Source organism: Bengtsoniella intestinalis (assembly GCF_039719005.1).
GTDB lineage: Bacteria > Bacillota > Clostridia > Oscillospirales > Oscillospiraceae > Oscillibacter > Oscillibacter intestinalis.
This window is the reverse complement of record NZ_CP133584.1, coordinates 2,278,439-2,297,835: the sequence shown is the minus strand read 5'-3', so window position 1 is coordinate 2,297,835 and position 19,397 is coordinate 2,278,439. Positions and strand designations below refer to the sequence as shown.

General features: G+C 51.0%; 14 protein-coding genes, 1 tRNA gene, 2 pseudogenes and 2 riboswitches. Of the genes and pseudogenes, 8 read left to right on the top strand and 9 right to left on the bottom strand.

Annotation, left to right across the window (positions count from 1 at the left end; genetic code table 11):
* Positions 1-25: 25 nt before the first annotated feature.
* From RFF05_RS11020 to RFF05_RS10995, 6 genes and pseudogenes are all read left to right on the top strand, one after another.
* Complete coding sequence (locus tag RFF05_RS11020; protein ID WP_409967142.1) at positions 26-373, top strand: cupin domain-containing protein; 348 nt, start codon at positions 26-28, stop codon at positions 371-373.
* Positions 374-692: 319 nt separating this feature from the next.
* The gene (locus tag RFF05_RS11015) at positions 693-2,681 is read left to right on the top strand and encodes a type IIA DNA topoisomerase subunit B (RefSeq protein WP_409967141.1); all 1,989 of its coding nucleotides are present in this window, start codon (positions 693-695) and stop codon (positions 2,679-2,681) included.
* Between the two features lie 15 nt (positions 2,682-2,696).
* A pseudogene (locus RFF05_RS11010) lies at positions 2,697-4,948 on the top strand (DNA gyrase subunit A).
* Between the two features lie 11 nt (positions 4,949-4,959).
* Positions 4,960-5,916 (top strand): radical SAM protein, encoded by a 957-nt coding sequence (locus tag RFF05_RS11005; protein WP_409967140.1) that lies wholly within the window; start codon positions 4,960-4,962, stop codon positions 5,914-5,916.
* Positions 5,917-5,966: 50 nt separating this feature from the next.
* Positions 5,967-6,560: a lactate utilization protein gene (locus RFF05_RS11000; RefSeq protein ID WP_409967139.1), complete on the top strand. Its 594-nt coding sequence runs from the start codon at positions 5,967-5,969 to the stop codon at positions 6,558-6,560.
* A 29-nt stretch (positions 6,561-6,589) separates the two neighbouring features.
* Complete coding sequence (locus RFF05_RS10995) at positions 6,590-7,303, top strand: phosphatase (RefSeq protein ID WP_409967138.1); 714 nt, start codon at positions 6,590-6,592, stop codon at positions 7,301-7,303.
* A 325-nt stretch (positions 7,304-7,628) separates the two neighbouring features.
* On the opposite strand, the gene RFF05_RS10990 is transcribed toward RFF05_RS10995, so the two are convergent.
* From RFF05_RS10990 to RFF05_RS10965, 6 genes and pseudogenes are all read right to left on the bottom strand, one after another.
* Positions 7,629-7,704: transfer RNA gene (locus RFF05_RS10990), tRNA-Gly, on the bottom strand.
* Positions 7,705-7,752: 48 nt separating this feature from the next.
* The gene (locus tag RFF05_RS10985) at positions 7,753-8,475 is read right to left on the bottom strand and encodes a hypothetical protein (protein ID WP_409967137.1); all 723 of its coding nucleotides are present in this window, start codon (positions 8,473-8,475) and stop codon (positions 7,753-7,755) included.
* Positions 8,472-9,806, bottom strand: a complete 1,335-nt coding sequence (locus RFF05_RS10980; protein WP_409967136.1) for a MurT ligase domain-containing protein — start codon at positions 9,804-9,806, stop codon at positions 8,472-8,474. Before RFF05_RS10980 ends, RFF05_RS10985 begins: the two co-directional genes overlap by 4 nt.
* A gap of 164 nt (positions 9,807-9,970) precedes the next feature.
* Complete coding sequence (mnmG, locus tag RFF05_RS10975) at positions 9,971-11,332, bottom strand: tRNA uridine-5-carboxymethylaminomethyl(34) synthesis enzyme MnmG (protein ID WP_409967135.1); 1,362 nt, start codon at positions 11,330-11,332, stop codon at positions 9,971-9,973.
* A 90-nt stretch (positions 11,333-11,422) separates the two neighbouring features.
* Positions 11,423-11,838, bottom strand: a pseudogene (locus RFF05_RS10970) (FAD-dependent oxidoreductase); the annotation flags it as partial.
* A 111-nt stretch (positions 11,839-11,949) separates the two neighbouring features.
* Positions 11,950-12,804: a metallophosphoesterase gene (locus tag RFF05_RS10965; RefSeq protein WP_409967134.1), complete on the bottom strand. Its 855-nt coding sequence runs from the start codon at positions 12,802-12,804 to the stop codon at positions 11,950-11,952.
* Between the two features lie 517 nt (positions 12,805-13,321).
* Positions 13,322-13,414: riboswitch (glycine riboswitch) on the top strand.
* Between the two features lie 201 nt (positions 13,415-13,615).
* Here RFF05_RS10965 and RFF05_RS10960 point away from each other — a divergent pair.
* Positions 13,616-15,022 (top strand): alanine/glycine:cation symporter family protein, encoded by a 1,407-nt coding sequence (locus tag RFF05_RS10960; RefSeq protein WP_409967133.1) that lies wholly within the window; start codon positions 13,616-13,618, stop codon positions 15,020-15,022.
* Positions 15,023-15,084: 62 nt separating this feature from the next.
* On the opposite strand, the gene RFF05_RS10955 is transcribed toward RFF05_RS10960, so the two are convergent.
* The 3 genes from RFF05_RS10955 to RFF05_RS10945 all read right to left on the bottom strand — a co-directional run bounded on the left by RFF05_RS10955 (position 15,085) and on the right by RFF05_RS10945 (position 17,986).
* Complete coding sequence (locus RFF05_RS10955) at positions 15,085-16,338, bottom strand: bifunctional folylpolyglutamate synthase/dihydrofolate synthase (RefSeq protein ID WP_409967132.1); 1,254 nt, start codon at positions 16,336-16,338, stop codon at positions 15,085-15,087.
* Positions 16,338-16,859, bottom strand: coding sequence for a folate family ECF transporter S component (locus RFF05_RS10950; protein ID WP_409967131.1), 522 nt, complete (start codon positions 16,857-16,859; stop codon positions 16,338-16,340). Before RFF05_RS10950 ends, RFF05_RS10955 begins: the two co-directional genes overlap by 1 nt.
* 90 nt (positions 16,860-16,949) lie before the next feature.
* Positions 16,950-17,052, bottom strand: a riboswitch (THF riboswitch).
* Positions 17,053-17,143: 91 nt separating this feature from the next.
* A complete protein-coding gene (locus tag RFF05_RS10945; protein ID WP_409967130.1) occupies positions 17,144-17,986 on the bottom strand; it encodes a DegV family protein in 843 nt (280 codons plus the stop codon).
* Between the two features lie 151 nt (positions 17,987-18,137).
* Here RFF05_RS10945 and spoIIP point away from each other — a divergent pair, with 151 nt between their 5' ends.
* Positions 18,138-19,310: a stage II sporulation protein P gene (gene spoIIP, locus RFF05_RS10940; RefSeq protein WP_409967129.1), complete on the top strand. Its 1,173-nt coding sequence runs from the start codon at positions 18,138-18,140 to the stop codon at positions 19,308-19,310.
* Positions 19,311-19,397: the final 87 nt, after the last annotated feature.

The following is a 19,397-nucleotide window of genomic DNA, read 5'->3' as shown; positions in this document are numbered from 1 at the left end:
CACCATGAAAAGGAGACGTTCACTTATGGTTACTAGATCTGACGACTGTCCACGGCGCAAAGCCAATCTCGCAGGAGGCAACGGCCTACTGGATTGCAAGGTGCTGGCCACTCCCGAGCAAATGTACAACCACGCACGGATGTTTAACCACGTGACCATCGCCCCCGGTCACTCCATCGGCAACCACACCCACACCGATGAAACCGAGTTTTACTACGTGCTCAAAGGCAACCCCACTTACAACGACAACGGCACCGATGTGATTTTAAACCCCGGAGATTGCACCGAATGCACCAATGGTGAAGAACACGGCATTATTAACAATACCGATGAAATGGTGGAAATTATTGCCTTTATCCCCATGGATAAGTAATGAAACCGAACAATTAAGAACAAAGAGTGAACAGCTGTGAGGGTGGTATCCCCACTGGCTTTTCACTCTTTTTCTCTGGTTTCCACTGGTTTACATAATATTGTGGAAAACTATGTGGAAATTGTGCAAAACCCTATTATCTCAAGGTTTTTTAAAGCTTTTTTGGTTTACACTTTTTTTATGAGAACTCTCAAAACTACCAAACTGGAAAATCCTGCTATTGCCGTCGTATTTTACTTGCCCTTTGTGTTCAAACTGTGGTATACTAACGATGAATAAACATTAACGTGGGGTCTTAGAGACTTCACAAGGAGGTACTATGGCAACCAAAGCAAAAACCCAAAAAGATTACGGCAACGACAGCATTTCATCATTAAAAGGGGCGGACCGCGTCCGCAAGCGTCCCGGTGTGATCTTCGGCTCTGACGGCTTAGAAGGCTGCGCCCATGCGGTGTTTGAAATTCTCTCCAACGCCATCGATGAAGCCAAAGAAGGCCACGGCAACGTGATCACCGTTACCCGTTATGCCGACCACTCCATCGAAGTGGAAGACGCCGGGCGTGGGTGCCCTGTGGATTGGAACGAAAAAGAACAGCGTTTCAACTGGGAACTGGTGTTTTGCGAGCTGTACGCAGGTGGCAAATACGACGCCACTGGGGACAACTACGAATATTCTCTGGGCTTAAACGGCCTTGGCTCCTGCGCCACCCAATACGCCTCTCGCTACATGGACGTGACCGTTTGGCGTGACGGCTTCACCCATAGCCTCCACTTTGAGCGTGGAGACGTGGTGGGACAACTGGAAAAAACCCCTCTCTCTCGGAAAAAAACAGGGACTCGCATCCGCTGGATGCCTGATTTAGATGTGTTCACCGACATTGACGTGCCCCTTTCCTACTTCCAAGATGTGATGAAGCGCCAAGCAGTGGTGAACGCTGGCATCACCTTCCGCCTCCGTGACCAAGCTGGCACCAGCTTCAACGTGGAGGATTTCGTCTACGAAAACGGCATTGCCGACTACGTGGCAGAAATCGCTGGGGAAGAGAGCCTGACCGCCCCCCTATTCTGGCAAACCGAACGTGTGGGTCGTGACCGTGAGGACAAGGGCGAATACAAGGTAAAGCTATCCGTCTCTGTATGCTTTTCCAACAAGACCACCTTGGTGGAACATTACCACAACTCTAGCTTTTTGGAACATGGTGGTAGCCCAGAAAAGGCTTCTAAATCTGCCTTTGTGTCCTCTTTAGACGGCTATTTGCGCCAGAACAACAAGTATCAAAAAGGCGAAAGCAAGGTCACTTGGAACGATGTGGAAGACTGCATCATTTTGGTGTCCAACAATTTCTCCACCCAAACTTCCTACGAAAACCAAACCAAAAAAGCCATCACCAACAAGTTTGTCCAAGAGTCCATGACCGAGTTTTTGCGCACCAATATGGAGATTTATTTCATCGAAAACCCCATGGATGCCGAGCGGATTGCCGAGCAGGTGCTGATCAATAAGCGAAGCCGTGAATCGGCAGAAAAAGCACGCTTAAATATCAAAAAGAAGCTCTCTGGCAATATTGACATTGCAAATCGCGTGCAAAAGTTCGTGGATTGTCGTTCCAAAGACGTGGACAAACGTGAAATTTACATCGTGGAAGGTGACTCCGCACTGGGCAGCGTCAAGCTGAGCCGTGATGCGGAGTATCAAGGGATTATGCCCGTCCGTGGTAAGATTCTCAACTGCTTGAAAGCCGATTACGGCAAGATTTTCAAAAGCGACATCATCACCGACTTGCTCAAAGTGCTGGGCTGTGGGGTGGAAGTGAAAGATAAGCACGTGAAAAACCTGTCCTCTTTCGACCTCTCTGCCCTGCGGTGGAACAAAGTAGTCATCTGCACCGATGGTGACGTGGACGGGTTCCAAATCCGCACCCTAATTCTGGCCATGCTCTACCGCTTGGTACCCACCTTAATTCAAGAGGGGTACGTGTATATTGCCGAAACCCCCCTGTTTGAAATCAACTGCGGTGACAAAACATGGTTTGCCTATTCTGACGCTGAAAAAGCCGCCATCACCCAAAAGCTAGAAGGGAAAAAGGTGAAGATTGACCGCTCCAAAGGCTTGGGTGAAAACGACCCTGACATGATGTGGCTCACCACCATGAACCCCGAAACCAGACGACTCATTCGGGTTATGCCCCAAGATGTGGCCGCCATGGAAGCCACCTTCGATTTACTGCTGGGTGATAATCTCCAAGGCCGAAAAGAACACATTGCCGAAAACGGATATAAGTATCTGGAATTGGCCGATATTTCATAAAAGGAGTCCCTATCAATGGCAAAAAAGTCTAAATCCTCTGATACCACCGCCAACCGCAAAGCCAATCCCAATGTGCTGGGGCTCCGTGCCGCCGTGGTGGAACAACCCATCGCCGACACCCTAGAATTAAACTATATGCCCTATGCTATGAGCGTGATTGTGTCCCGTGCCATCCCCGAAATCGATGGCTTTAAACCCTCTCACCGCAAGCTACTCTACACCATGTACAAAATGGGGTTACTGTCTGGCAACCGCACCAAATCCGCCAATATTGTGGGACAAACCATGAAGCTAAATCCCCATGGTGACGGTGCCATTTACGAAACAATGGTGCGGTTATCCCAAGGGAATAACGCTCTTTTAACCCCATTTGTGGCATCAAAAGGCAACTTTGGTAAGGTCTATTCCCGTGACATGGCCTACGCCGCCTCCCGATACACCGAGGCCAAACTCGCCCCCATCTGCGCCGAAATTTTCCGCGATATCGACGCTGACACCGTGGATTTTATCGACAACTACGACAACACCATGAAAGAGCCAGCCCTTTTGCCCACTGCCTTCCCCAATATTTTGGTGTCGGCCAACGCTGGCATCGCCGTGGGTATGGCGTCTCAATTCTGTGGCTTCAACCTCAAAGAAGTGTGCGATGCCACCATGGCCTATTTGAAAAACCCTGCCTGCGACTTGACCGAAACCCTGCTGGGGCCTGACTTCACCACTGGCGGTCAACTGCTGTGCGATACAGCCGTGCTCCGTGAGATTTACGAGACAGGTCGTGGCAGCTTGAAGGTGCGCTCTAAATACCAATATGTGAAAAGTGAAAACCTGATTGAAATCACCGAAATTCCCTATTCCACAACTTTGGAAGCCATTTTGGATAAGGTAGCCGATTTAATCAAAGCTGGCAAAGCCAAAGAAATTGCCGATATGCGTGACGAAACCGACTTGAACGGGCTGAAGCTGACCATCGACTTAAAGCGTGGCACCGATCCAGATAAGCTGATGATGAAACTGTTTAAAATGACACCACTGGAAGACTCTTTCAGCTGTAACTTCAACGTGCTCATCGCAGGTATGCCCCGTGTGCTGGGTGTCCGTGGGATTTTAGAAGAATGGACAGCTTGGCGGATGGAATCTATCCGCCGCCGTGTGTATTTTGTGCTACAAAAGCGCCGCGAAAAGCTCCATCTGCTGATGGGTTTGAAACGGATTTTGCTAGACATCGACAAGGCCATCGCCATCATCCGCGAAACCGAAGTGGAAGCTGACGTGGTGCCCAATTTGATGATTGGCTTTGGCATCGACGAAATCCAAGCCGACTATGTGGCGGAAATCAAACTCCGCAACATCAACAAACAATATATTTTAAAGCGCGTCCAAGAAACCGATGCTTTGCGCGATGAAATCGACGACTTGGAGGATTTGCTAGGCTCTCAAAAGCGGATTCGCCAAGTGATGGTGGACGAGCTGAAGGCCGTGTCCAAAAAATACGGCGCACCACGGTGCACCGAAATCGTGTTCCACCACGAAGTGGAGCATTACAACGCCCAAGAAGAAGTGGAAGATTACCCTGTGCACCTGTTCATCTCCAAAGAGGGCTATTTGAAAAAAGTCACCCCCAAAGTCTCCGCATGAGTGGGGAACACAAATATAAAGATGGCGATGGCGAAGCCTACGCCTTTGAAACCACCAACAATAGCGAGCTGATGGTCTTCACCGACCAGCATCAAGTGTACAAAACCCGTCTCAGCGAATTTGACGACACCAAGGTGTCTCTTTTGGGCGACTATCTGCCTGCCAAGCTGGGGATGGACGCGGGAGAAAGCGTGATTTACGCCCTACAGCCCAACGACTACAGCGGCGGTCTGGTGTTCTTCTTTGAAAACGGCAAGGCCTCTCGCATTGCCCTCTCTGCCTATCAAACCACCTCCAACCGCCGTAAGCTGACAGGGGCCTATGCAGACAAGAGCCCTCTGGCGGCCATTTTCCCCATTGCCGACGGGGCAGATACAGAAATTGTGGTCTACTCCACCGAACCCCGTGCCATCAGCTTCCACACCTCTTTGCTTGCCCCCAAAACCACACGCTCTGCCCAAGGGGTGGGGGTTATCACGATGAAACCCAAGTATAAGCTAGACAAAGTGGAAACCTTGGAGCAAAGCCCCATCTCCAACCCCAGCCGCTACCGCATCCGCTCATTGCCAGCCGCTGGCGCCATCGTCCGCCAAGAGGACACGGAAGAACGGCAAATGGGGCTGTTAGATTGAGGAGAACCACTATGAACCAGATTTATGAGAAGCTTGCCAATCACATTCCCCTCACCTACGAGGATGCTGTCACCATGTTGGATGTGGAGCTGTTTGGTGTTGCGTATTACACCATCCTCCAGCAAGCCAACCAATATGCCCGCAAAACCTTTCACAATACAGGCACGATTTTTGCACAAATTGGCATTGATTGTGCGCCTTGTTCTGTGAATTGCCAATTTTGTCGCCTTGCTGTGGACAATTTCGGGCAGACAGAACAAACCTGTATGCCTGTGGAATCCATTGTGGAACGGGCAGTCTGCGCCACCCAAGACGGCGCAAACGAAGTGTTTATCATGTGCACCGCCGAATACCACAAAGACGACTTTTTAACCATAGGCAAAGCGGTGCGCGCCGCCACTCCACCCGATACCCGTTTGGTTGCCAACGTTGATGATTTTGATGTGGCCTATGGCCAAAAGCTGAAAGACGCTGGCTTCACAGGGGTATATCACATTTGTCGACTGGGGGAAGGGGTGGTGACCCAAGCCACCGTGGAAAAGCGAATTGCCACCTTGGATGCCATCAAAGAAAGCGGCCTTGAGCTATATTATTGCGTGGAGCCCATCGGTCCTGAGCACACTGGCGAGGAAATTGCAACAGAAATATTTAGAGCGAAGGACTATGATGTCAATGTGATGGCGGTGATGCGGCGGATATGCTTTGAAGGCAGTCCCCTTGCACAGCATGGTGAAATCACCGCCGTAAAATTGGCACTGATTTGCGCGGTGAGCACCCTGTGCGTCAAGCCCAATCGTGCCATGGGCGTCCACGAACCAGAAATTATTTCTCTGCTCTCTGGTGCCAATCAAATTTATGCAGAAGCTGGTTCCAACCCACGGGATACAGCAATACAAACAGAGCAAAGCCGAGGATTCAGCGTAAAAGACGCACAAAAAATGCTGATAGATGCACAATGGAATTTATAACGCCTCCCATATAAGGTAGACGTAACTTTTACAAAAGGAAGGGTATCATTATGGCTGATTTTGCAACACTGCGCACCAATCTCGAGGCACGACATTTCTCTGTACAAGAATTTGACACTGCCGCTGAGGCAACCGCTTATCTCCAAACCCAAATCCAAGAAAAAACCGTGGCCTTTGGCGGCTCTATGGGGCTGACGGATATGGGCTTATATGAGGCACTATGTCCCAACAACACGGTGATTTGGCACGCCGTGCAAGGCCATGAAGTACTCAAAGACGCCATGACCACCAACGTGTATGTCTGCACCACCAACGGCGTGGCTGAGACAGGGGAAATCATCAACATTGACGGCACTGGCAACCGCGTTGCCTCCACCTTGTTTGGTCACGACACCAGCTATATCATCGTGGGTGAAAATAAAATTTCTCCCACCTATGACGAAGCGCTGTGGCGTGCACGCAACGTGGTAGCGCCCAAAAACGCCCAGCGGTTAGGGCGCAAAACCCCCTGCGCCGCCAAAGGCGACAAATGCTACGACTGCAACAGCCCAGAGCGCATCTGCCGTGGACTGGTGGTGTTGTGGAACGCTGTCAACTCTATGAAAACCGAAATCATTCTCGTCCACGAAACACTGGGCTATTAACCCTTAATTCACCTGACAAAGGAGCATACATGAAGCTTTTATTTGACCTGCATACCCACACCATCATGAGTGGTCACGCTTACTCCACCTTACAAGAAAATGTGGCTGCCGCCAAGGAAGCAGGTCTGCTGGCCTACGGCTTTAGCGAACACGCACAGGCTATGCCTGGCTCTGTCAACAACATCTATTTCCATAATTTCAAGGTTTTGCCCAAAGAAGTAAACGGCGTTGCCCTCTTTGGCGGTGTTGAATTGAACATCATGGACTACGCTGGCAACACCGATGCTGACGAGCGCACCATGGCCAATGTCCATTACGCCATCGCCAGCTTGCACCCACCTTGTATCCCACCTGCCAACATGGCTGAGAGCACCGCTGCCATTGTGGGTGCCATGCAAAACCCCTTGATTAAAATCATCGGTCACCCCGATGATGGACGTTATCCTTTGGATTATGACACAGTGGTACGCGCCGCCGTGGACACTGGCACCGTGCTAGAGGTGAACAACTCCTCGGTGGGTGGCAACGCCTTACGGCAAGGGGCTCACGAGAATTACAAGGTAATGTTGGAAAAATGTGTCCAGTACGGCTGCAAAGTGATTGTGGGCAGTGATGCCCATTACGCCAGCTTTGTGGGCGGCTTTGACGGCGCACGAGCCACATTAGAAAAAGCTGGTTTCCCCGAAGAACTGGTGATCAACACCACCATAGACGGGCTAGATTTGGTGCTGAATCGGAAATAAGCACTGCCATTGTAGACAATGAGACGATGGCGATCTTTACCCCATGCAATAGAGAAAAACCCTCAGTGATAGGCGTAGCCTACCACTGAGGGTTTTTGACATAAATTTTGCTTTGTAGCCACCCAACCGCCAAAGGCGGCTCAAACGGGGGGAGCTCGAGGGGGCGAAGCCCTCCTCGAATAAAATCGATTTGCCCTGCCCGAAATCGCATAAGGTAGCAAAGGGCACCATTCCACGAAATACAGCCAATGAACAAATCCGCAAAAGGCAAATGCTCCATAAAAAAAGAAACCTAAGTCCAAATGGACTTAGGTTTCTTTTTTTATGGAGCGGGCGACGAGGCTCGAACTCGCTACCTCCACCTTGGCAAGGTGGCGCTCTACCAGATGAGCTACGCCCGCAGCGACAAGATGTATTCTAGCAGAGAATTGGCAACTTGTCAACAGTTTTTATGAATTTTTTTCAGAAATTCGATTTTTTAATGCTTCCACCGTTATCTCGTGACCAGCCATGGCGTGCTCAGACAGGGGTACCGCCTCAAAATGCACCCCTTTTCGGGTCAACAATGTGGTGATGACATAGCGCAATAGCTCTGGATTTTTCACCAACAATGGCCCTGTTAAAGGCGATGCCATCACGTTGCGGTGAAGCAGGCCTGCCCCATGGCTGTTCCCTAAGGTCACCTTGCTCAGCAATGGGGTTTCTATCCCCGTCACCACGCTGCAACTATTAAGATAGCCCACCACGCTACGGTCGGTGACAGGGCAATCGCCCATCACATCTCCCACCAGACGGCGGTTGCTGTGGGTCACGGTGAAGGGAAGCACCCCCAGACCGTCGTGAACCGTGCCAGCTTCATCGGTAATGGTGGCACCCAATAAATCCATAGCTGTGCCACAAAAAACCATGGGCACCCCTTGTTCCACCAAAGTTTGCAACATCTTCCCATACGGACGCAACAGCTCTAGGGCATACAGGCTACGGCGCTCCATGCCAGCGCCCATATAAATCATATCGGCGGTTTCAATGTACACATTCTCCACAGTATTGGGGGAAACCACCGTCACGTCATGCCCCATAGTCTCCAAGGTGCGGCGTAAAATCGCCACGTTGCCCCAGTCGCCATACAGATTCATCAAGTCAGGAAACAGGTGTAAAATGGTGATATTCATGGTTGCACCTCCTTGGTGGTGTGGCGGAGCAGTTTGTCTCGGTCAGAGAAGCAGGTCACCACAAACAGGGGTAAATCTCCAGACGCAGCAGGGGTTTTCAACAATTCCACCACGTTTTCCACCGTGGGATATACCTTCACTTTTTCAGGGGAAACGGTGGTAAATTCCATACGAAGTGCCAAATCGTGAGCATATTGTCCAGCCAAATGGAGGGTATTCACATGGCCACAGTCCAGCAGGTTAAAGTCGATATCCCACAGCCAACTGGTTTCGCTGGTGAAGTATTTGCGGCTGATGTCCTCCACAATCACCACCACATCGCACAGCTCTTTTTGGCTGGCAATATAGCGCAGATTGGTGTCATAGGCAATGGAATTTTCATGTTTAGAGGTGAGCAATGTGCCGTGATGTTCCCCCAATCGGAAGCGTTGCACACGGCCATTTTGAAGCAGATAACCATTGATGGTTTTGGCGATAACCCCCTTGTCCACACCGCACAAATTGCACAAAGCATAGGCGGCCAAGGTGTTGTACACGTGATAAATACTGGCAAAGGCCAGCTGGATTTGGGTTTCCCCGTCAATGACCATCCGCCCAGAAGACAAATCCAAATCCGTCACGGTATAGTTGGTATTTTCCCGTTTAAACCCACAATTTGTGCATTTATAGTTCCCAATATGGTTATAGTGCACGGCAGTATACTCCATCAAACCATGGCACTTGGGGCAGTGGGTGCCATCATGATAGACCCCCGTGGGGGCTGTGTGGTCGCCACCATCTACACCGAACCATGTGACGGCACTTTCCCCAGCAAAGCAAGATACTTGGGGGTCGTCAGCATTGAGTATCAAATGGGTTTGAGGGTGCAAGGCGGCCTGAATATCCCGTGCCACCCATTGGGGATGACCGTTACGGGTCAGCTGGTCGCGGTAGAGGTTGGTGATGACAAAATGGGTAGGGTGAATCTGGGAAAAGGTAAACTTGGCATACCGCTCGTCCGACTCTAAAAGAAGCACATCCGCATTCACCTTGCCACCCAATGTGGCATGGGTCAACAAGGCGGTGACCACCCCTTCTGTCTGGTTGGCGCCCTCTTGGTTATAGACCAAGGTTTTGCCACTGGCACGGAAAATGGCACCAATCATTTCCACGGTAGATGTTTTGCCGTTGCTCCCTGTCACTGCCACAATGGTGGGGGGCAGGGTCAACCGTTTGAGCAAGTCTGGGCAGAGTTTCAGGGCAATTTTCCCCGGCATAGAACTGCCTTTGCCCACAGCCTTGCCGATGATGCGGACAAGTTTACAGACGACGATGGCAAGAAATAGTTTCATGAGGGTCTCCTTTTTAAACTAAGAACTAAACAGTGAAAAGTGAAAAACTATCGCCTGCGAGCGAGATGGGAGGATTAGCATAAGGGATGAATCATGTTCTCTGCGGCCGTGCCGCATAGCTTTTCACTGTTCACTCTTAGCTTTTAGCTCTCCCGATAGGGAGCTTATTTGGCGGACAGATAAATCATCAGCGCCGCCATATCCGCTGGGGAGACCCCAGAGATGCGACCAGCTTGTCCCAAATCTAAGGGTCGCACTTGTTGGAGCTTTTCTCTGGCTTCTAACCGCAGGCCTTGGATGTTGGAATAATCCATATCAGATGGCAATTTCCGCCCTTCTAGACGGCGCATTTCCTCCACCTGCTTTTGCTGGCGCTGGATATAGCCTTCGTATTTCACGGAAATTTCCACCTGCTCAGCAACCTCTTCGCTGACATGAGGACAACTGGGGTCAAAGGCTTCCAAATCTTCATAATGGATTTCAGGACGCTTCAAAAGCGCAATGAGAGAACACCCGTCTGCCACATTGGCCGTCCCTTTTTCCGCCAAGAAGGCAGATAATTTTTCACTGGGTGCCACACCCACATGGGTGATGCGCTTGATTTCCGCTGCCACAGCTTCATACTTGGCGTGCACCTCTGCCAAACGTTCATCACTGATTAGCCCCAAACGGTGACCGATGGGGGTGAGGCGAATGTCGGCATTGTCTTGGCGCAAGAGCAAGCGATATTCACTGCGAGAAGTCATGATGCGGTAAGGTTCTTCCGTACCTTTGGTGACCAAATCGTCAATCAAGGTGCCAATGTAGCTTTCGCTACGGCTCAATATAAAATCACTTTCCCCATTGAGCTTGCGCACAGCGTTAACACCAGCCACAAACCCTTGGACAGCCGCTTCTTCATACCCAGAGGAACCGTTGAACTGACCAGCGCCGTACAGCCCAGAAATGTGCTTATACTCCAAGGTTGCGTGCAAACTCAAAGGGTCAATGCACTCATACTCGATGGCATAGGCTGGGCGCGTCATATGGGCGTGCTCTAGCCCCGGCACAGATTGCACCATTTTCACCTGCACATCTTCTGGCATGGAGGAGGAAAACCCTTGAATATACAGCTCTTGGGTGTCCAAACCCATAGGCTCGATGAACAGTTGGTGGCGCTTTTTATCAGGGAAGCGGACAATTTTCGTTTCAAAGGAAGGGCAATATCGGGGGCCAACCCCTTCGATGGCACCAGAAAACAAAGGCGAACGGCTGAGATTTTCCTCCACCACATCTTGGGTGTCACGGGTGGTATAGGTGAGCCAACAGGTGGCTTTGTTCTCCAGTTTTTCCTTTGTGGCATAGGAAAAGGGCACAGGCACATCGTCACCGTATTGGATTTCCATTTGGGTCAAATCCACGGTTTTGGCATTGACACGAGGGGGGTGCCAGTTTTGAAACGGCGCAATGGCAAGCCCAAATCTCGCAATTTTGGGGTCAGTGCGTTGGAGGGGTGCATCCCGTCTGGGCCCGATTGTTCCACCCATTCGCCCACAATGGTGCAACCGTCTAAGTACGTGCCCGTGGCCAAGATGGCGGTTTTGGTTTCAAACACCGCCCCAGTGGCCAACACCACGCTGGACACAGCGCCATCAGTGACGCGCACATCCACCACTTCCCCTTGACGGACGGTCAAATGGTCTTGAGATTCTAGCAAATGCTTCATGTACCCTTGGTACATACGGCGGTCAGCCTGTGCACGCAACGACCACACCGCTGGGCCTTTGCCACGGTTTAACAGGCGATATTGGATGCAACAGGCATCGGCGGCCTTTGCCATTTCTCCACCCAAGGCGTCTAGCTCGCGGACAAGGTGTCCTTTGCCAGTGCCACCGATGGCAGGGTTACAAGGCATATTGCCCACAGCGTCTAAATTGATGGTGAAAAGAATGGTTTCCTTTCCCAGTCGTGCGGCTGCCAACGCCGCTTCAATGCCAGCGTGACCACCGCCAATGACAGCCACATCATAACTGCCAGCGTGAAATTCGTACATAGTGTCTCCTTTATATCTTCCCACCCCCATGGTAGGGCAGGGTCTCGACCCCGCCGCTATTTACGCACACGGTAGGGGGAACGGCGGGGTCAAGACCCCGCCCTACTGATTTCATTGTGTTAACGTGATCACCGCCACCTCTGAGCGATTGAACAGGCGGAAGGTATTTTTAGAATTGCCAAGGCCACGGGTGGCGAACAAGGTGGAGCCGTTTAATTCATACAGCCCAGCGGTATACGAGGGCAGTAGCCCTGAATGGTCGATGAGTCCATCGGTGAAGGGCAGGCGGATTAAGCCGCCATGTCCGTGGCCCGAGACCACCAAATCTGCACCAAGCAGGCTATATTGGGTTTCAAAATAGTCGTTGCGATGGGCTAACAACACCCAGCAATTGGGGTTTAATGCGTTTATTTCCGCCGCCAATTCCTCTGGTGTTTTCTGGTCAGCATAACCCAAGGGATCGTCGATGCCAGCCAACACCAAGGTGTCGCCATTGGCTTCAAGCGTCACATACTCATTGCTCAAAACTGTGACACCACAGTCTGCAAGCACGGATTTAAGCCCTTCTACATCTCCCAGCGCCCATTCGTGATTGCCCGTGATATAATAGGTGGGGGCAACATCCACCAACCCCAAGGCCAGCGCGGTCACATAGGCCTCATCATAGGGATGGTCGCGGTCAACCAAGTCTCCTACAAAGAAAATATAGGCTGGATTTTGATCCGCAACTGCCTGTATCAAACGGGCATTGTCTTGCCCAAATTCAGCGGCTTGGGTGTCACCGATGACCACAATATCCATGCCCTCAAATCCGTGGGGCAAGGTCTCTAACTCCACAGTGGTGCGGGTGATTTCAATGGTATGGTTGCTCCAATAGCCAAAAGCGGCAATGGCCACCAAAACCAAGGGTAACACAAGCCATTTTTTCCAACGAGAGCGTCCACGATAGCGTGCGATGGGCGTCACTTCCTTTTTTTCATTTTACATACATAGTTAGTATACCACATTTTTTTAAAAAAGGGAGAGAAGTTTGGCAAAATTTTGTGAATAAAACGAAAAAAACCACGCCGTAGCGTGGTAAAAAACTTCCATATTGAAAAAGCACTCTTATTTCTCGCAAGGTTCGTGACCTTCAGCAAAAATCAGGTCATCTAAATCTGGTGTGACCAAGCAATGTAAGCGCATAGCTTCCTCTCCTTTCGTCTCTCACAGTAAGAACAGTATACCCCAAGGTTTTCCACAATGGTAGTGGTTTTTGTGGAAAATTTCTGTTAAAACCAAGAAAAGTGACTGTATTTTTTTACAGTTTTTTCATTTCAAGGGTTGCTTTTTAAAAAATTTCCTGTATAATAAAAACGTTCGCACTGTGTTTCAGTGGCGGACAAATGACTGCCAGATGATGGCTGCTGGAAAGTGATTCTACACGAATCCACCGAAGGAGTAATACTCTCAGGTAGGGGATAATACCCTTAAGACAGTAGACGGATGGCTCTCTGGAGAAGCCCGTTTCAGTACGGGGGCCGAAGGTGCAAGCAGACACTGCTAATCTCTCAGGCAAAAGGACAGAGCATATTTCCTCGCCAATGGGGGCGGTGTATGGCGCGCCATACATGACAATACCAACGGGGGAGTAGCAGGTTTTTTTGCGTGGAAACGGCAGTGGCTGTTTCCACGTTTTTGCGTTTTGGCTCACCGTCTATATGGTTTTTCCAACCCAAGGGTGACCGTGTGGCACCCACTCGTGTGTGAGAATTTTAGAAAAGAGAAGGAACAAAACATGGACGCATTTAACAATCTCATTGTCGCAATGGACGACTTGGTCTGGGGTCTCCCTCTGATCATTTTGATTTTCGGCTGTGGCCTCTGGCTCACCATCCGCACCTTTGGGGTGCAATTTTTCCACTTGGGCAAGGCCCTGAAGTACATGGTGAAAAACGAAACTGATGGCGTAGGCGAAGTCAGCTCTTTTGCCGCTCTTTGCACCGCTCTGTCTGCCACCATCGGCACTGGTAACATCGTAGGCGTGGCAACAGCCATCTGCGCTGGCGGCCCCGGCGCTCTGTTTTGGATGGAAATTGCCGCAATTTTAGGTATGGCTACCAAGTACGCCGAAGGCTTCTTGGCCATCCGCTACCGCACCATGGAAAATGGTCGCGCCAAGGGCGGCCCTTTCTACTACATCGAACGCGGTATGGGCGCAAGCTGGGGTTGGCTGGCAAAACTGTTTGCCGTGTTCACCATTTTGGCTGGCCTGATGGGCATCGGTACCATCACCCAAATCAACGGCATCACCTCTGCTGCCCAAACTTTTTTTGACCCCGACAAAACCAACGTAGTCTTCACCATGGGTGGTGTGGACATCACCATGACCACTGTTGTGGTTGGTTTGCTGGTCACCGCCGCCACTGCTTTGGTGGTCATCGGCGGCATCAAGCGGATTGCCCATGTGGCTGAAATCGTGGTGCCCTTTATGGCTGTGATTTACTTTGCACTGGGTCTTTTGATTATTGCCTGCAACATCTCCAGCATTCCCGACGCCTTCTATCAAATCGTCGTAGGCGCCTTCAGCCCTGAAGCTGTGGGTGGCGGTGCCATCGGTGCTACCATTTCCATCGCCATGCAAAAAGGTGTTGGCCGTGGTATTTTCTCCAACGAAGCAGGCCTTGGTTCTGCCGCCATCGCCGCCGCTGCCGCCCAAACCAAAGACCCTGTCCGTCAAGGTCTGGTGACCATGACTGGCACTTTCTTGGACACCATCGTCATTTGTACCATCACTGGTCTGTCCATCGTTATGACTGGCGCTTGGCTCCCTGAAAACGGCGTGGAAGGCGCAGCCGTGACCATGCTGGCCTTTGAACGGGCTCTGCCTTTCTCTGGCACTGTCTCCTCTTTCTTGCTGATGGCTTGCTTGGTGTTCTTCGCCTTCACCACCATCTTGGGCTGGGACTTCTATGCTGAACGTGCCATGCGCTACTTGGTCGGCGACAACGAAAAAGTGATTAAAGCCTTCCATGTAATCTATGTGGCCGCTGTGTTTGTTGGCCCCTATTTGACCGTGGCAGTTGTGTGGAACATGGCAAGTGTGTTCAACGGCTTGATGGCCTTCCCCAACTTGATTGCTCTGTTCGCCCTGTCTGGCGTCATCGGCAAAGAAACCGTGGCCTATTTCAAGGACAAGAAATAAGTTTTCTACAAAAGCACCCCATTGTTGAAAAATTTTCAACAATGGGGTGCTTTTTTGTGGATTTATTTGCCCATGGCTTGTCGCACCTGATCACAGAGATACAGCGACCCCAGTGCCAACACAGGCTTTTCTGTGGCGATGGCACGTTTCATGGCACCACCCACAGTTTCACACGGGGTGGCCTTTACCCCCATGTCGGCCAGCTTCGCCGCCAAATGCTCTGCTGTCATGGCTCTTGGGCTGGGTGGCGTGACAGTGAATACCTGCCCTGCAAAATCGGCAAGCATTTGAAGCATTCGCCCCACATCTTTATCCTCCAGCACCCCTAGCACCACCGTGGGATTCCCATCCAGATACAGCGCCACGCTTTGCGCCACTGCCGCCATCCCTTGGGGATTATGGGCGCCATCTAAAATTACCACTGGTGCGTTGGACAGCACTTCAAACCGCCCCATCCAACGAACGGAGGCCAACCCTGTTCGGATGTGGTCTAGGGTGATGTGCCAGCCCTGTTTTACCAAAGCTTCCACAGCTGTCACCGCCAGCAACGCGTTGTATGGCTGATAGGCTCCCGCCAAACCGAGAGATAAGATTCCATAGGGTAAAAGTTCTATTTTAGGAGAAATCAAACTGCTTTCCACAGGTTTAAGCCGCGAATTGTCCATCACTTGCAAGATGGCTCCTTGGTCATGACACCGTGTTTTGATGACCACATCCCCCTCTGGACACCCACCATAGCTCACCACCGTGCCACCGGCTTTGATGATACCAGCTTTGGCTGTGGCCACCTGTGCCAAGGTGTTGCCCAAGATAGCCGTGTGGTCTAAACCCAAGGCAGTAATCACCGCCACAGCTGGACAATCAATTACGTTGGACGCGTCCAATGCGCCACCCAGCCCCACTTCTAGCACCACAATGTCACATTGTTGTGCCTGAAAATGCACCAGTGCCAAGGCGGTAATCCACTCAAACTCTGTAGGGCGGAAGGGGAGGTTTTCCACAATGGGGTGTAGCAGTTGCACGGTTTTGCACACAGCATCATCAGAAATCTCTTGCCCATTGACTTGAATCCGCTCGTTAAACCGATGGATATAGGGGGACGTATTCAGCCCCACACAATAGCCTGCGGCCTGTAATATACTGGCGATGCAAGCACAGGTACTGCCTTTTCCATTGGTACCAGCTACGTGGACAAACTGCAAAGATTTATGGGGATTTCCCAGTTTTTCTAGCAAAATCGCCATCCGTTCCAATGTTGGGGTTTGGTTTTGCCAGCTGGTTTGATGGATGAGGGTCAAGGCTTGGTCTAATTCCATCACATCACCTTCCGTAGTACACGGCACAAGGGGATGGCAATGGTGGTGACCACCACGGCCGTGACCAGCCCTGTCACCAATCGGGTGGCCAACGCGCCGACGACAATGGCATAGCTATAATACCCATAGAGCACGCTGTCCAGCCAAATGATGGGGGTGTTGGTCAAGGTCGTGACCAGCGCCGCCACAAAACAAACAACATATAGCTTGACAGGGCGGTTCTCCAACGGAGAGCCCCCACGCATCAGTCCAATGGTCACCCCACGCAATCCCACAGGGATGAGCCACAAAAACGTGGTGGCTGTCAGGCCATAGCGGAGCAATTGCCCTAGCAATTCCCCCAAAGCACCCACGGCAAAGCCAGACCATGGGCCCAGCAAAACACCAGCCAGAACCACAGGAAGGGAAGACAACGTGATTTTTAACGTAGCCGTTTGAATGGGGGATAGGAGCCCTAACAAAAAGTAAATAGCGGCAAAAATAGCAACACGGCAAATATGATGTGCGGTAATTTTAGGCATAAAAAAGCCCTCCTTTGTCAATTGGGCAGTCCAAATAAATTGGAATACCGCACAAAGAAGGTTTTCATGATATCTGGCCTTGCTTCCTGCGGCAGCGGGATGCGAGGCACACACTGTTGACCCAATGGGTCAGTTCGTCCGAAAAGCAACTCCCCGTCTTTTCAGCACTAAACACGTGTGCATCTACTCTGCCTTGATGAGAGGTAGTATATCACAAGGGTTTGGAAATTGCAAGGGGGTTCTAAAAAAAGCGGCGGGGGCAAGCCCCCGCCCTACGATATTCATCAATAGCCAACAATGATGCCTTTTTCCATGGCATAATAAGAGGTTAAGCCGCGGCATTCCATCAGCTCTACCCCGGCGATGGGCAACTGGTCTTCCATCATTTTTGCCAGCTTTTCAGCGCCGTCATAGTTTTTACAGTGGTTAATGACCACCTTGGCCCCTGTGCAATCTTTGCAGGTTTTCATATGGTCAATCATATTTTGATAGGTTTTCACTGCGCCACGGGCTTTGCCTGTCACATTGATTTCCCCTTGCAAGGTGGCTTCCGCCACAATGTGAATACCCAAGGTTTTCAACAGATTGCCAACCAAAGGACGCATACGTCCGTTTTTCACCAGATTGTCGAAGCATTCCAAGGTGAACACCAAGCGCAAAGAGGCTTGATAGTCGCGCATTTGGGCAAACAAATCTTGGGGGTCAATGTCTGGATTTTTTTCCAAAATAGCCTTGGCTCGTTGTGCCAACAACACAATGGTACCAGCAGTACCCTTGGAGTCGATGACACAAATTTGCTTGTCAGGATATTCTTCCAGAACCATCTCACGGGCGGTGACGGCAGAATTATATGACCCAGACAGGGCATTAGAAATGGTGAAACAAACGGAGCAATCTGCCTTTTCATAGGCTTTTGCAAAAGCATCGAGAGAGGGGCAAGCAGAAGAAGAGGCCGTACGTTCCTTTGCCATGGCACCCAGCAGGGCATCTACATCCATGGTTTCATTGTCCACAAATTCCTGTTCCCCCACCAAAATGCGCAAAGGAGCCACGGTCAATTGCACGTTCTCTCCATCGGCGGTGCTAAGCAAATCACTGCTACTATCAACTACAATGTTCCAAGTCATAACAAACTCCTTGTAATACGGTTTTGGATACTATATATGTATCATACCCTGTTTTTCCCCAAATGTCAATTCTTATCTATGGAAAAATTTTCACTCTTTGGGTCTATACGTGCCTTCCTGCGCATATGGTTGTCCGAAAGGAGGTGATGGCATGGAACAACCATCTTGGCCGTATCGGTTTCAGCGCACTGTACAACGCATGGGCAGTCTTCTTGTCGCCGCATGGGTGCTGTGGAGTTTGGGGGTCACCGCCACTGCCACATCTGGGCAAGAGGCGGCCTCCACCTTATGGCAAACCATGGCGCTGACGGCATTGCACTGGCAGTTGGGGGATTGGGCAGAAGGGGATACCTTCAGCCCAGCCACAGCCGTGGCGCTGAGCCAATCGGCATTTTTAGAAGTAGCGCGCCCCACCATCTCCGCCCTCTGGTCTTTTGAACAAGGGGAGGACTCCCCCCCAGAAGAGACAGAAATTTTAGAGGAAAAAACCCCAATTTCTGAAACCCACACCGTGCAAGAGCCCAGCACCACGTTTCAAGACAACGGGGTAGAAGCCCTGACCTTGACGCCCTCAGGCAGTGGTGATTACCTGCTTTGTGACGATGTCTACATCTCCGCCACCGCTGATGTGGCAGTGACAGCAGCAGATATTTTACAACCCTTTGCCGCCAGTTTAAGCGATACAGGCCCCCAAATTCTCATCATCCACACCCACGGCACCGAAGCCTACACCCCAGTCAATCCAGAGGATGTGATATATTCGGAGCCACTGCGCACCTTGGATACCAACTATAACGTGGTGGCTGTGGGCGCCGCCATGGCAGACACGTTCTCCGCCATGGGCATTGAAGTCATCCACGACACCACCTTATACGACTATCCCTCTTACAACGCCGCCTACGACAATGCCTTGGCTGGCATTGAACAGCATCTGGCGGAATATCCCTCCATCGCCTTTGTCATTGATGTCCACCGCGATGCCATCGAAGACACCGACGGCAACCAGTATAAACTGGTCACCGACCCTGACCAAGGCACCAGCGTGGCACAGCTCACATTGGTGGTGGGTACCGACGGTGGGGGATTGTACCACCCAGACTGGCTTGAAAATCTCCGCCTTGCCACTGCCATTGGGACGGCGTTGCAAGCAGAATATCCCACGCTACTACGCCCCATTTTATTGCGCAACTCCCGTTACAACCAACACATGACCACAGGGTCGTTGCTGCTGGAGGTCGGTTCTGCAGGCAACTCTCCAGAGGAGGCCATGGCCGCAGGGGTGTTGTTTGCGCAGGAGATGGGGGCGCTGCTGTTGGGGGAATGAGTCGTCTTTCACTTTTCATCCTTAGTCTTTAGTCTCAAAAAGGTTGACCTTATATACAAATTATCTAGATACCGTTTATGCAAATTA